The organism is Serratia sp. 3ACOL1, from assembly GCF_003668775.1.
Lineage (GTDB): Bacteria > Pseudomonadota > Gammaproteobacteria > Enterobacterales > Enterobacteriaceae > Chania > Chania fonticola.
On sequence record NZ_CP033055.1, the window covers coordinates 2,871,073 to 2,883,876 of the forward strand.

Annotated in this window: 16 protein-coding genes; 10 read left to right on the forward strand and 6 right to left on the reverse strand. The window is 49.5% G+C overall.

Annotated features, from left to right (window positions below; translation table 11 throughout):
• Positions 1 to 41: 41 nt before the first annotated feature.
• On the reverse strand, positions 42 to 101 hold the full coding sequence (ypfM, locus tag D9980_RS27280) for a protein YpfM (protein WP_137751254.1): 60 nt from the start codon (positions 99 to 101) through the stop codon (positions 42 to 44).
• Between the two features lie 368 nt (positions 102 to 469).
• Between ypfM and D9980_RS12890 the strand changes: the two genes are divergently transcribed.
• A complete protein-coding gene (locus tag D9980_RS12890) occupies positions 470 to 682 on the forward strand; it encodes a DUF4762 family protein (protein WP_121607493.1) in 213 nt (70 codons plus the stop codon).
• A gap of 114 nt (positions 683 to 796) precedes the next feature.
• On the opposite strand, the gene D9980_RS12895 is transcribed toward D9980_RS12890, so the two are convergent.
• Together D9980_RS12895 and D9980_RS12900 are read right to left on the reverse strand one after the other, a co-directional pair.
• A complete protein-coding gene (locus D9980_RS12895; protein ID WP_121607494.1) occupies positions 797 to 2,116 on the reverse strand; it encodes an HdeD family acid-resistance protein in 1,320 nt (439 codons plus the stop codon).
• Positions 2,117 to 2,154: 38 nt separating this feature from the next.
• Positions 2,155 to 3,420 (reverse strand): MASE1 domain-containing protein, encoded by a 1,266-nt coding sequence (locus D9980_RS12900; RefSeq protein WP_121607495.1) that lies wholly within the window; start codon positions 3,418 to 3,420, stop codon positions 2,155 to 2,157.
• A 220-nt stretch (positions 3,421 to 3,640) separates the two neighbouring features.
• Between D9980_RS12900 and D9980_RS12905 the strand changes: the two genes are divergently transcribed.
• From D9980_RS12905 to D9980_RS12925, 4 genes are all read left to right on the forward strand, one after another.
• Positions 3,641 to 4,120, forward strand: a complete 480-nt coding sequence (locus D9980_RS12905; RefSeq protein WP_121607496.1) for a tetratricopeptide repeat protein — start codon at positions 3,641 to 3,643, stop codon at positions 4,118 to 4,120.
• Positions 4,121 to 4,130: 10 nt separating this feature from the next.
• Positions 4,131 to 4,562, forward strand: coding sequence for a GNAT family N-acetyltransferase (locus D9980_RS12910; protein ID WP_121607497.1), 432 nt, complete (start codon positions 4,131 to 4,133; stop codon positions 4,560 to 4,562).
• A gap of 802 nt (positions 4,563 to 5,364) precedes the next feature.
• On the forward strand, positions 5,365 to 5,844 hold the full coding sequence (locus tag D9980_RS12920) for an Hcp family type VI secretion system effector (protein ID WP_024484521.1): 480 nt from the start codon (positions 5,365 to 5,367) through the stop codon (positions 5,842 to 5,844).
• 2 nt (positions 5,845 to 5,846) lie between these two features.
• Positions 5,847 to 6,683, forward strand: coding sequence for a DUF4225 domain-containing protein (locus tag D9980_RS12925; RefSeq protein WP_121607499.1), 837 nt, complete (start codon positions 5,847 to 5,849; stop codon positions 6,681 to 6,683).
• Here D9980_RS12925 and D9980_RS12930 read toward each other — a convergent pair.
• Entirely contained in the window at positions 6,671 to 7,051 is a 381-nt protein-coding gene (locus D9980_RS12930) for a hypothetical protein (RefSeq protein ID WP_121607500.1), read from the reverse strand. The two genes, D9980_RS12925 and D9980_RS12930, sit on opposite strands and share 13 nt — an antisense overlap.
• Positions 7,052 to 7,200: 149 nt before the next feature.
• Between D9980_RS12930 and D9980_RS27285 the strand changes: the two genes are divergently transcribed.
• The 5 genes from D9980_RS27285 to D9980_RS12955 all read left to right on the forward strand — a co-directional run bounded on the left by D9980_RS27285 (position 7,201) and on the right by D9980_RS12955 (position 9,948).
• Entirely contained in the window at positions 7,201 to 7,329 is a 129-nt protein-coding gene (locus D9980_RS27285) for an Hha/YmoA family nucleoid-associated regulatory protein (protein WP_370454341.1), read from the forward strand.
• 249 nt (positions 7,330 to 7,578) lie between these two features.
• Positions 7,579 to 7,965, forward strand: coding sequence for an ArsC family reductase (locus D9980_RS12940; protein WP_121607502.1), 387 nt, complete (start codon positions 7,579 to 7,581; stop codon positions 7,963 to 7,965).
• A complete protein-coding gene (dapE, locus tag D9980_RS12945; protein ID WP_121607503.1) occupies positions 7,962 to 9,089 on the forward strand; it encodes a succinyl-diaminopimelate desuccinylase in 1,128 nt (375 codons plus the stop codon). The genes D9980_RS12940 and dapE overlap by 4 nt, the downstream gene beginning before the upstream one ends.
• A complete protein-coding gene (locus tag D9980_RS12950; RefSeq protein ID WP_121607504.1) occupies positions 9,086 to 9,760 on the forward strand; it encodes a M15 family metallopeptidase in 675 nt (224 codons plus the stop codon). The genes dapE and D9980_RS12950 overlap by 4 nt, the downstream gene beginning before the upstream one ends.
• A 2-nt stretch (positions 9,761 to 9,762) precedes the next feature.
• Entirely contained in the window at positions 9,763 to 9,948 is a 186-nt protein-coding gene (locus D9980_RS12955; protein ID WP_021178743.1) for a YpfN family protein, read from the forward strand.
• A 29-nt stretch (positions 9,949 to 9,977) separates the two neighbouring features.
• Here D9980_RS12955 and ypfH read toward each other — a convergent pair whose 3' ends face one another.
• Both ypfH and D9980_RS12965 read right to left on the reverse strand, forming a co-directional pair.
• Complete coding sequence (gene ypfH, locus D9980_RS12960; RefSeq protein WP_121607505.1) at positions 9,978 to 10,667, reverse strand: esterase; 690 nt, start codon at positions 10,665 to 10,667, stop codon at positions 9,978 to 9,980.
• A gap of 108 nt (positions 10,668 to 10,775) precedes the next feature.
• The gene (locus tag D9980_RS12965; RefSeq protein ID WP_121607506.1) at positions 10,776 to 12,785 is read right to left on the reverse strand and encodes a tRNA(Met) cytidine acetyltransferase TmcA; all 2,010 of its coding nucleotides are present in this window, start codon (positions 12,783 to 12,785) and stop codon (positions 10,776 to 10,778) included.
• Positions 12,786 to 12,804 lie beyond the last annotated feature (19 nt).

A 12,804-nucleotide genomic window follows, 5' to 3' on the forward strand; every position in this document is an offset into this window, starting at 1 on the left:
AAACCCAATAGCCTTATTCAAGCTTTAAACCCTATATGGTGTTAGTTACCTAACATCTCATCAATAAAGTCTTTCCAATTTTTTAACTCTCGATCAACCATGATACTTCACAACCTCCAGTTATTGGACGCAGGGATTCTACGCCTGTTTTTTGACCAAGTGAAGCCTTTTGGGAACGATGCCAGCCAATAAAACCCAAGATGGAACATATTTTCAGATTAATCATAAACCTACCCTGAAGTTACTTTTTATTTAGCGTTCTGGAAGGTTTGCAAGGGAGCGGATACCTGCGTTAAGCTGAATTTATCCTACAAAATCAGCACAACAACTTTAATGTGCCGCAAGCAAGATCATTCTAATACACCCACTAGTATTATCCTGTTATTGACGCATTCCTTTGGTATGGCTTGAAATTGCACCTTAGATAGCTATCCTAACGTTTCATTAATATGAAACAAGGAAGGATCTCATGAAAAAAATAACTGATAAAAAAGCCACCACTGTTATTGGCGGTAATAATTTGGTGTGTGGTAATACACGCTATTTATGGATAAGAAATGACGATGGCAGTGGCAACTATATCTGCATGCAGAGAGAGGAGTGCAATATACCTGGCGATGATAAATTCGGTAACCCGCAAATCCACTTTAACAGAGTCGCCGCTTCATTCTGTGGGCGATAATTAACGCCCATTAGTTTATCCGGTGTCCTTTTTGTAGACACCGGATGATCAACGCTCAGCCTTACCAAAAAATTGCGTGAGTGATTATTGTTTTAAAATAATCATAACGTGTCGCTACCCCTCTTTTTCCGGCTGCCTGCGCTTGAGAATACGTTGATACCATGGCTGAGGTACCGGATGAACAATATGTCGCAGCGCTCGGGCATAATCCATCACCAGCCCTGGTGTCCAGGCCATTGAGAGTGCCCGTCTGCGTACCTGCGCGGCAATCCACAGTTCCGGCATGGTCAAAATACGTAATGTACCCAGCCAACTTTTACTCTGTTTGGCAAGCACGCCATCCAATGAGGCTTCCAAGGCATAGGCAACACTACTGGAGCAGTTACGCGACGTCAGATTGTAGATTTTAGTCAGCTGATAGCCGCTCCAAAAACGTAGCAGTGCCGAGCTGTTATAACTGTGAAACTGGATCTGCCGATTCGAATCGCACCAGTTGGCCGCCTCGGTAACATAGTCCGGCTGGAAGGTGCCGGGCACGTCATTTTCTCGCGTCGCCTTCAACACATTGAGGAACTCCGAAGGAGAACGATCGATATCTGCCGCTGGATACAGGCTGATGTAGATGCTCGGTACCAGTTCCAATGCAGCATGCCCGGTAGAGATAACCCCTTGAGCATCCACGGCCGCGATATAGCGATTAATGACTGGCCGGGGGATTGGGGCCGCACTCGCCGTTCCTTCCGGGGTCCAGATATGGACGGTTAAAGGCTCTTTAAAATCAGTGCTGGGGGCAACCACCTCGGGTGGCCGAGCCGCCGATTTCTTTCCAAAGACGTAAAATATCTCGGTAGGTACCAACAATTCAAACACCGAGGTGCCATCCCTTAAAAGGTTGGCCCGCCTGGCTAATTGCAGGATATTGATGCCACTGACAACCATCAATGTGCCCAGGAAAAACGATATGGTGGCCTTGTAGTGCACCGGATAGGGGCTAAATATGAGCATGGCGAACAGTATCTGAGCAATGCCGCTGACCAGCGCATTCTTCCAGCGCGGAAACCGCACGATCCAGGCAGAAGCGATCATAAACAAGCCAATAACGAAATAGGAGAAACCGAATATGATTGCCAGTAGCAAATTACTGTAGGGTTTGTTCGCCAGGATCAGCAGTGCGACAACACAAAAGATCCCGCCCTTGAAATAGAGCACCGCTTTCTGCGCCCCAACCCCGCTAGAGGCAATACTCAACGTGACCAGGCTCTCCAGAAGCATCAGTGCACCAAAAACCTGTAAGGGAAAATAGAGCACGCCATCAAGGCCATCGATAAAGATACCGATCCCCATCAGCCCCCAGATAATCCCGATTACGCCCAAAAATTTGGCTTTGGAGCGCACAAAATCAACGCCGAATAATAACAGGGCAATCTGGATCACTGCTGCAACTCTCCGCAATATGCAAATAATAGGTTCATTTAACTGTCCTGGTGATACTGGCTTGCTTGCCAGTTGCCGACAATAATGCTCTGTTCTTCCTCATCCAGCAGGACGCAGCTGTTATCCACCAACGTCAACCACTCTCCCTGTGGCATCTGGATACGGAATACCAACGGGGGACGGGGTTGAGGGCTATCATTGAGGAGCCAATGGTCACGCAGCTTGCCTTGATCATGCGGGTGAACCCATTGCATGACGTCATCCATGGTATCTAGCTTGCTGGGAACCTTCTGCTCAAACAAACTACCTAGCTCATCTTCCCAGTGCAAAATCCCGGTACGTGGGTTGAGGCTATAAATCACCCCCTTGCCAGTTATCCGGCCGGTATCTGGGTTAAAACTGTTGGTCGAGTGCTTCAACACCCTGATAAACACGATCAACAACGCCGTCGCGGAAAGGTAGCTCAACGCTAATAACAGAGACTCATTGAGATGTAAGCCCTTTAGAAAAAAGGGCCCATGCTGATGATTGGTATAGTAAATCACTCCCAACCCAAGAGTGATGAGCGCGAGAGAGCCCCCGCGATTTCCCCAGGCCACAGAAAGCATAATAGCCAGAATAATGGGGAGGCATGCCAAGGCAAAGTAGAGCGCAGCAGCGTTGTGTTGCAGCCAGAGAAGGGGGTAACCAAAGATAAACCAGATCGAAACACACAGCAGCAGCCAAAGTGCCCCTCCCAAAAGCCCCGTTTGCAGATTGCAACTGGCAGGTTCCAAGCGCCGATTGACAAACCCCATAATAACGGCTGTGGCAAAGATAATGCCGGTAACATCAGCGATAAAGTTCTGCCAGAACAAGCTGAGCAAAGGCTGCTGGTGGATTAGAGCATAACCCCCACCAATAATTAGCGCATCCAGCCCGCTGAAGACCAAGGTTGCAGTGATACAGATTAAAATAGTATGGAGATCGTCATTAAGCCGTGCAAAGCGGCGAACGGCCCAGGCGATCGCTACGTTGGCGGGCATGGATAGCAGGGCATCGATCATTGATATCAATGGTTTATGCTGCCAGCCCTCCGTCAACAACAAGCTCGCCAACGTCAAAACGACGAACAGGGTTAAATAACTGCGCCAGCGGGACAAAAGAAAAGCGGCAACCGCAACGCCTGAGGGAAACCACACGATAGCGATCGGCGAGTTAGGGTCGTCAAATTTTAATGAGATCAATCCGGCGAGGTAATAGATTATCCCCCATAGCAGCAGGGTGAAAAGTTGTCGAACATACGATGGAACTTGGGGTGTCATTTTTTACTCACTGGTATGCACGCAGGCATTTTGTGAAAAATATCACGTGTTGCCGTCAAGAAAAGCCTGATTAACTATAGGACATTCTACATCAGCATGATGTGAACGTACTATTTCAAACTCATCGGAGTTCTATCCAGGCATATATTTCTTTGCGGATGAATAGTGAAGGAGTAACGTTGCTACAGGATTTAGCAAAACACCGTTGAAAGGGAAAATCATGTCTTCGAGTATCACCATCGAGCAGTTGAAACAACAAGGCCGCTATCCGGAAGCCACCGAGCTGGCCCAACAGATGCTGCAACAGGCACCGTTGGATGGCTCGCTGCATTACCAGCTGGCGTGCCTTTACGATGTGCAGGGTTTTGAACAGCAGGCGATCCCCTGCTATCTCGCCGCCTTGCAGCACGGCCTGCCTACACAGTTACGCCAGGAGGCCTGGCTGGGCCTGGGCAGCACCTATCGCGCATTGGGGGAATACCAGAAATCGCTAACCGCTTTCGACGACGGGTTAAACGAGTTCCCGCAGGCCAAGGAGATCACGCTGTTCCGCGCCATGACGCTCTACAATCTGGGGGAAACTAAACAGGCGGTATCGGACCTGCTGATCCTGTTGGCAGAGACCTCGTCACATACAGAGATCAGCAGCTACCAGCGTGCTATCCAGCAATATGCTGCAGATTTGGATCGTATTGGCTGAGGGGAAAACTATGGAGATCATCACCGATCTGCGTGAATGTAATATCGACTGGCAACAGTTGGGCGAATTGCTGGCCGCTGCCGGACTAGGCGAGCGTGATCCACAGGTCTTACAGAAGGTGTACCAAAATAGCCAATTCTGCTATTGGGGCTTTATTGAGGGAGAGCTGATGGCCACCGCTCACGCCATCAGTGACATGACCTCGGTAGCTTATCTGGCCGATGTCGCCATCCATCCGCGCTTTCAGGGGCAAGGTTATGGTCAGCAGTTGATGGATCGCGTCATGCAAGATCTGGCCCCGTTAGGTAAAGTGTTTATTTACTCGGTGCCGGACAAATTGGCATTTTATAAGCGATATGGCTTCCACGATCTGACTACCGGCATGGTGTATGCCGATGGGAGCGCGCTGGAAAGGTTACAAAATAGCGGGTATGTGCGTTGAACCCCAAACTGCTAAATAGCGATTCCTAATAAGCCTAGTGTATGGATAGCATGTGAGAGAAAAACCATCAACCTACTTTCTTGCAGCTTATATCCGTTTCAATGCCTAGCTCACATTGACGTTTAGCATTTTCTCCTTAATAAAAAACCACATCGATTTAATATAGAACCTCATTGGTGTTATATAATATGATGGAATGATTAACATAAGGAACATGAGAATGATAATCCCTAAGGCTGGGGCACCATTTTTAATGGTGGTACCAATCGTGAAGATTGTTAATATCACAGTTAAAGTAACGCTCGTTCTGAAGGTCCTTTTCCCTACATCCCTGACCGAATAGATAAAATCAAGGTTGAAAATTTTAGCATTGGCTTTTGCCTGCCTGATTTCATGCCGAGTGAAACCTGACTCCAGCAGCAATCTATTCGTCGTTTTAGTTTTTCCATTAATCGATTTCATTTCTAATACATCTTTGGTTAGTTAATTTAAAAAAATCACATTATAAGCTTATTTATGTGAAGTCTAATGCTAAATCTTTTGGTGTGGCGGTACTGGCGGGGCCTCTATGACAGATTTAGCGTCTGGGATCCTACGCTAAATAACTTTACCTAATACCGTACCACCGAAGCCTGAGGCAATACGGTTATAAACGATAACTCCCCCACCCAATCAATACACCCCATGAATATGTTTGTGCCAATTTAATTATATGGCGAATACATAGCATCCTTTAGATACTGGATTTCAGATCAGATCCTATGTATTATAAATTTTTCTGTACTTAATGTAAGGGACTTACATGGCTAATATAATTTACGGAACCATCCAGGGTGACAAGCAAGGGCTGATCTCTGCGGGGTGCTCAACTCCGGATTCAATAGGCAATAAGTATCAAAAAGGACATGAAGATCAGATCTTCATCCTCGAATTGCTCAATCTTATGACCCGTGAGAGTAATGTGCAACTCCATCCGTTGCAAATCAGAAAACCCATAGATAAAGCCACTCCACTCCTAGCCTTGGCAATGAACCAGAATGAACGTTTAACCTGTGAGTTTGTGTTTTACAGAATGAATGCATCTGGTGGGCTGGAAATTTTCTTTAAGATAAAACTAACAGGAGCGACGTTAACTGAAATCAGAATGTTTAGTCCTAACTCATTAACGCATAATGAGGTTCAATCTGATGAAAGTATTTCCATCAAATATGAATCTATCACTTGGGAACATGTTATGGCTGGAACAAGTGCTTATAGCATCTGGGATGATAGGGTGTATTAATCATGGGAACTACTGCAATAGCTCATTTAAAGTATGATTTAGATAGGCATGCTGTGGATCTAAAACGTGTAGCTACATTAGCCTCAGCCTATTTTATTGAAAACTACCAAATAAGAAGAGAGTATCTCAGAGAAGTTGATGAGTTTATAAACGATATTAACAGACGATTCAAAAGTACTTTCGATATTAATGAGCGAATGAGATTAATCATCGAGGTCCGTGCTGAAAGTGAAATTACTCAACGAGAGTATCAGATACTAAGACAAGGAAGTTATACTAAGTATATTGTTACAGAAATATTTGAAGATCAAGGTGTAGTTAAATATGCAAAAATAGGTGGAGGAGTTGTTTCAGGAGCAATTCAGACATATATGGGATGGACCATTAATAAACTTGGTCAAACAATGCATTTTAGGCACATGAAATCTATAGGGGTAATATTGATGGCAAATGGGACAAATAATACATTTGAATCGATATCACCGGTGCTATTTGAAAACCAGCGAGTTGGTTGGGTTCGACATTTATATAGATTAGGTGCTGAATATTTAGGTGGGGATAAGTATGATGGTGATTTTGCTTATGGAACAGTTGATTTCATAGCTACATTGTATTCCGCCTATAGAATGCCTGTCATAACTCAAAATAAAAATAGGTATGTAACTCCTTTTTTATTTGAAAAACCTGGAACGGGAAGGCTTTTTAGATACGTAAATAAAGACTATGTCCCTAAATGGATTAATGCAAGCAATGCTATGAGGATATATCAACTTGGCTCTACTGCACATAAATTCTCACTATTATATGGGGATGAAGGCTACAAATATCAAGAAAATTGATTTATCTTTAGCTTGAAACCGAGCTTAATTAATTTAAGCTCAGTTACTACACTATGGTTGTCCTTTTTAGCATTATTATATATTTCCCATAAAATAAAGGCAGCGAAAAATGGAACGGCAAAGAGAGTTTCTTTTGTATCAAAAAAAGTAGTTCCAATGACATAAAGAATGGATATAGTAACTAAAGTAAAAATTGTTTTAGCTGACTCTTTCGATACTACTACTATAGAATCAACAAATGACATTTTTCTACTATCCTCTTCCCCTAATCTTTTCAGCTCTTTTTTATAAGCTAAATAGTCTTTCTTGAATTTTAACAATTCTTTATAAGAAAAACCGTTGTTAGAGACTACAGTGCGTTCCTTCATTTGTTCCCTCTCATTATCTTATTGTAATTTAAGTTAGTATAATGGAATAAAAAAATAAAATCATTAACAAAAAACCAAGTAACTTTAAATTGACAGAGTGAATCATACAACTGTGCCGTTGTACGGGTATTGAAACGCTTGATAACGTCATTGATAAGAACAAATATGAACCAGTGACAAACCTCCATGTAACCGCTGTTCACCACCTTGCTGAATTAGCGATGGGGGAACGACATGATAAAGTGCCAACGGCTGTATTTCAGGAAGTTCTGATATAAAAGATGTAGCAATAAGTACTGAGTGGGGCTGTATCTCGTCGCTTTACACAGAATGCCAAAACAAAATATGTTACTCATCTGCGGACCTGAAACTACAGGCATCTCCCTGTCAATGATGAGCACACCTCTGTCTGGATTTAAACCCCGTTTTCCCGCATTATCTGTGCTATCACCGTGCGGTATAAGTTAGTGATCTACTCTTATGCCGCTCAGTACAGATTTTGACGATTAAAAGGTAGCTTTTACGCCATGACAGACAAACCGCAGCACGCCTCGCTGACCATGTTCGGCATCAAAAATTGTGACACTATCAAAAAAGCCCGCCGCTGGCTGGAAGAACAGGGAGTGGCTTATCAATTCCATGACTATCGCGCAGACGGGCTTGACGAGCAGCTGTTGCGTGATTTTGTCGCGCGTCTGGGTTGGGAACCATTGTTGAATACCCGTGGCACGACATGGCGTAAACTGGATGAAGCCCAGCGCAATGCCTGCGACAATGCTGATGCCGCCATCGCCCTGATGCTGGAGCAACCGGCCATGATCAAACGCCCCCTGCTGGATGATGGTAAAGGACATGCCCTGCTAGGCTTCAGCAGCGAAAGCTATCAGCAATTTATTACCGAGGTTAACTCATGATCTGCCCTGTTATCGAACTGGCGCAACAACTTATCAAGCGCCCTTCCCTCAGCCCGCATGACGAAGGCTGTCAGGAGTTGATGATCGCCCGCCTGAAAGCGATCGGTTTTACCGTCGAACCAATGAACTTTGGCGATACGCAAAACTTCTGGGCCTGGCGCGGTCAGGGCAGTACTCTGGCGTTTGCTGGCCACACCGATGTGGTGCCAACCGGCGACGAGAAAAATTGGGATAACCCGCCGTTTGAGCCAGTCATCCGCGACGGCATGCTTTTTGGTCGCGGAGCCGCCGATATGAAAGGCTCCCTGGCCGCCATGGTGGTGGCCGCAGAACGCTTCGTTGCCGCCAACCCCAACCATCAGGGTCGCCTGGCGTTTCTGATCACCTCAGATGAAGAGGCCAGCGCCACTCATGGCACGGTGAAGGTAGTGGAAGCCCTGATGGCTCGCAACGAACGCCTTGATTATTGCCTGGTCGGCGAGCCTTCAAGCACCGAGCGGGTCGGAGACGTAGTGAAAAATGGCCGCCGTGGCTCGATCACCGCCAATCTGCGTATCCATGGCGTTCAGGGGCACGTCGCCTATCCGCATCTGGCGGATAACCCGGTTCACCGGGCTATGTCTGCGTTAAACGAGCTGGTCACCATTGAGTGGGATCAGGGCAACGAATTCTTCCCGCCAACCAGCATGCAAATTGCCAACGTGCAGGCCGGTACCGGCAGCAACAACGTGATCCCCGGTGAAATGTTCGTGCAGTTCAACTTCCGCTTCAGCACCGAACTGACCGATATCCTGATCAAGCAGCGGGTGCAGGAACTGTTGGACCGCCATAACTTGAATTACAGCATCGACTGGTGGCTGTCTGGCCAACCTTTCCTAACTTCACGCGGTGCCTTGGTAGATGCCGTGGTGAATGCGGTGGAACACTATGCCGAGCTCACTCCGCAATTGCTGACTACCGGCGGTACCTCTGATGGCCGCTTTATCGCCCAGATGGGAGCACAGGTGGTTGAGTTGGGGCCGGTCAACGCCACTATCCATAAAGTGAATGAATGCGTACATGCGGCCGATCTGCAGTTACTGAGCCGCATGTATCAGCGTATCATGGAGCAACTGGTCGCATGATCAGCGCAGAAATGCTCACCGGGCGCTCGACGGAGCACCTCACCGTGCTGAGCGGCAATCATCGGCTGCAACCCGCTGCGGTGATGGCCTTTCAGGCCATGCAGCAGGCGGCTAAAGCGGCAGGCTTTGATCTGCAACCGGCCAGCACCTTTCGCGATTTTGACCGGCAACTGGCGATCTGGAATGGCAAGTTCTGCGGAGAGCGGCCAGTATTAGATCACAATAGCCAGCCGATGGATATCCAGCCATTGTCCGCCGCCGAACGTTGCGAAGCTATTTTGCGGTGGTCGGCCCTGCCGGGTGCCAGCCGTCATCACTGGGGCAGCGATCTGGATGTTTACGATCCGTCGCTGTTACCGGAAGGTCAAAAGTTACAGTTGGAGCCGTGGGAATATGAAGCTGGTGGTTATTTCCATCCGCTAAATCTTTGGCTGACTGCGCATATGGCCGAGTTTGGTTTCTATCGCCCGTTTACCGCCGATCAAGGTGGAGTGGCGATGGAGCCCTGGCATTTAAGTTATCGCCCGTTGGCGCAGGAGGCCGAGCATTTACTGACGCCCGAGCTGCTGCTAGCGGCCTGGCGAGATAAGGACGTTGCTGGCGCATCTTGGCTCGCAAGCCATCTGCCCGCGATATTCTCGCGTTTTGTTCGCCCTGAAGGAAAGGTGTAAACATGCATTGGTTAGCTGACTACTGGTGGATAATCCTGGTGATATTGGCAGGCATTATCATTAGCGGGATCAAAGAATTACGCCGCCTGGACCATCGAAAATTCCTGGCTAACAAGCCTGAATTGCCGCCCCACCGCGATAACAACGCCAAGTGGGACGACGAGGACGACTGGCCGAAAAAGCCATAACTTCAGGGCGCACATCAGCGCCCTGCTGTTTATTTAAAGGCAATCAGATCGCCCCGTTTACCAAACATCGCCTCTTCCCAATAGCGCTGCGGTACGTAGTAATGCAAACGCTCCAGGGCAGCGTTCATCATGCCCGAACTGATTGCATGCCCGACGCCTGGTTCAATATCCAACGTCACATCTGCGCCAACAGCCTGTAGCTGAGCCTCAGCCGCTTGTGCATGTTCCGCAGCAATCACGCCGTCCGTCTCACCATGGATCAGGTGTACCACGCTGTCACCAAAACCGGCTTGCGGTAACTGGGCAAAACGGCCGCTGAAGGCTACTACCCGCCCGGCCAGTTTGGCTTCGGCTTTTAACCCTTCCAGCGCCATAATCGAACCCTGCGAAAAACCAACCAGCGCAGTGCCCGCGTAGCTCACGCCGCTGTGTTGCTGCCAATAACGCACGGTTTCAACAAAGGTCGGCATCACTTCGGCAATACGCTGCGCGCGGTTGTCTTCGGTGATCCCCTGGACCGAGAACCATTGGCGCCCCTCACCGCTACCAAAAGCGAATGGGCCACCAATGCTCACCACCAAGGCCTGTGGGAAATCTTTGGCGAAGTAACTACCGATCTCCCCCATCGCCACCGGGTTATCCCCCACGCCATGAAACAGCAGTATCAGTTGCTCTGCCGGAGTTGCGGGGCTTTGGACAACGAAATGCGAGTGTTTCATAGGGGACTCCTCAGGTTAGAGACATCCGGGACAGACCCGGCAACTGCCCCTTACTATACGCCGCGGAGAAATCAGGAAAATCGGGTTTTATTGAACAACTCTTTCCATTTATTGCAACGACTGCGCCCACTCCTGCCAGTAACGACAATGTTGCACATTAAGTTGTTGCAACGCCTGCCCAGCCTCTTGTCGCCAAAGCCGCAGCAAGGCTTTTTGGCCACTCAGGCCATATTGGGCTGCGCACTGGGCCATGGTTTGTTGTTGCTGCAAATGCGCGCGCAATGCCGCACAGGGCAATGGGCTGGTCAACAGCAGACGTTGTAGCGCCCCCAGGCTAGCCTCCAAGGGCCGATGGGCAAAGGCAAAACCGGCCAGCTCGCGCCAATCTTCCTCATTTAATAGCGGATCAGTATCATCGTCGAACTCCAGCAACAGGTCGCTACGTTGCCGCAACCAGCGCCAATCCCGTGCCAGGTGCTTATGCGCCGCATGGCACAGCGCCTCCCCTTGCTCGCTAATGGCCAGCAACGCCATGGCGGTGTAACAGCCGCTGCTGGCCTCCGGTTTGTTGCCAATACGCACCAGGGTGAAGCCACAAGATTGCCAGAACCGCCACAGCAGCTCGGTATAGCCGAAGCTGACGGAAAGAAAATCCAACCCCTGCGAAACGCGATTTTGCTGTTCCACTAACCGGCTGGCGATCCCTTGCTGACGTAACTCCGGCAATACAGCGATACGGGTAATGCGACGGGAACGCAGCGTAGGTGCCCACCATTGGCCGCTATGTGCCGCCAAAGATTGAGCGACCAGATTGCCACGTGGCCTTCTGCGGCCAGCCCAAACCTCGTGGGCCAGTTCAACCGATAACCCGCCCTCGTCCACCAGCCACAGAGCCCCTACCACCTCATCCCCCTGCGATGCCGCACTGAAGTGCATCCCGGGCGCATCCATCAGACGGCGTAAATCCAACGGTGAGGTTCTATAGTGTGCGCTACAGAGCAACGCATAGAAACGCCGTAACCGTTGCGGATCGGCACACAGTTCAGCCTGTTCAATAGCGCCAAAAGTGGGTGACTGCCCGGCCACTGCCCATACCGGTTCCTCGTTGAACAGCAAGGCATGATCGATAATCCGCTCCAGGGCATCGCCCGCTGCCCAACGCATCGGTTGCTGCAAGCTTAGCGGCTGCCACTGCGGCAAGGTGGTGCAGAACTTCAGTAAAAAGCCGCGCCCCGTTCCTTCGTAACCCTGCACCGTGGTTGTCAGTAATACGCGTGGGAAATAGTCCATTAGCTGTTGCAGTAAAGGACCAGGGATTGCTGCGGCCTCATCCACCAGCAGCCAGCCAACACCCTCTGCACCCTGTTCAGAACAATGCTGTAGCAAAGCATCCGGTGCCCAAAACTGGGCCCGTCCGGCGGCCCACTCGCTGGCAACGTCGGTAGCGGCGCGGCTCGGGCCGGTGATCCAACAGGTTAGCGGGCTGCTGGCCATCAACATCCCTGCCACCGTCGATTTCCCCCGGCCACGGGCCGCGGTTAATACCCAGATCCCAGACTCGGCCGCTAATAACCGGGCCAAAGTGGCCTGCTGCTCATCACTCGGATTACCCTGAGGAGCTTGCCAATCTGGCCGTGATGGTAAGGAAGCCAGGCACAACGGTTCACCTTGCCGCCAGATAGACACTTCGCTATCTGCCAGCAACCGTTGTTGCAGATGGTGGATAAAATGAGGCGTGGCGATCGGCTGTGGGCAATCGCTCCAGCGCAGGCTGTCGCTATCAGGCTGCTGCGGCCAACTTTGCCAAGGTGGAACCAGCAACAGTAACCAGCTACCGGCTTGTAATGTCCCGCAGAGCTGGGCCAGCGCTTCAACGTCCAGCCCCGCTAACGCATCAAATACCGCATGCAACCGCTCTTGCCCCAACAGGGTTTTGACCGCGCTACTCGCCAACGCATCGATTCCTGCGGGCGCGTCATTACCGACCCAAGGCCAGTCACCCGGCAGTTGTTCCACCAGTTGCTGCGCCTGATCTCGGCACCATTGCGGTTCGCCGCTGATCACCAACAGCCGCCGAATACCCTGCTGCTGCATGCGTTGTTGCATTTTTTGTAACATGAATATTGAGGCCTGAAAG

Coding starts and splice junctions, on each gene's coding strand:
- D9980_RS12890 (WP_121607493.1), top strand. CDS start 470: ATGAAAAAAATAACTGATAAAAAAGCCACCACTGTTATTGGCGGTAAT.
- D9980_RS12900 (WP_121607495.1), bottom strand. CDS start 3,420: ATGACACCCCAAGTTCCATCGTATGTTCGACAACTTTTCACCCTGCTG.
- D9980_RS12905 (WP_121607496.1), top strand. CDS start 3,641: ATGTCTTCGAGTATCACCATCGAGCAGTTGAAACAACAAGGCCGCTAT.
- D9980_RS12910 (WP_121607497.1), top strand. CDS start 4,131: ATGGAGATCATCACCGATCTGCGTGAATGTAATATCGACTGGCAACAG.
- D9980_RS12920 (WP_024484521.1), top strand. CDS start 5,365: ATGGCTAATATAATTTACGGAACCATCCAGGGTGACAAGCAAGGGCTG.
- D9980_RS12925 (WP_121607499.1), top strand. CDS start 5,847: ATGGGAACTACTGCAATAGCTCATTTAAAGTATGATTTAGATAGGCAT.
- D9980_RS12930 (WP_121607500.1), bottom strand. CDS start 7,051: ATGAAGGAACGCACTGTAGTCTCTAACAACGGTTTTTCTTATAAAGAA.
- D9980_RS12940 (WP_121607502.1), top strand. CDS start 7,579: ATGACAGACAAACCGCAGCACGCCTCGCTGACCATGTTCGGCATCAAA.
- dapE (WP_121607503.1), top strand. CDS start 7,962: ATGATCTGCCCTGTTATCGAACTGGCGCAACAACTTATCAAGCGCCCT.
- D9980_RS12950 (WP_121607504.1), top strand. CDS start 9,086: ATGATCAGCGCAGAAATGCTCACCGGGCGCTCGACGGAGCACCTCACC.
- D9980_RS12955 (WP_021178743.1), top strand. CDS start 9,763: ATGCATTGGTTAGCTGACTACTGGTGGATAATCCTGGTGATATTGGCA.
- ypfH (WP_121607505.1), bottom strand. CDS start 10,667: ATGAAACACTCGCATTTCGTTGTCCAAAGCCCCGCAACTCCGGCAGAG.
- D9980_RS12965 (WP_121607506.1), bottom strand. CDS start 12,785: ATGTTACAAAAAATGCAACAACGCATGCAGCAGCAGGGTATTCGGCGG.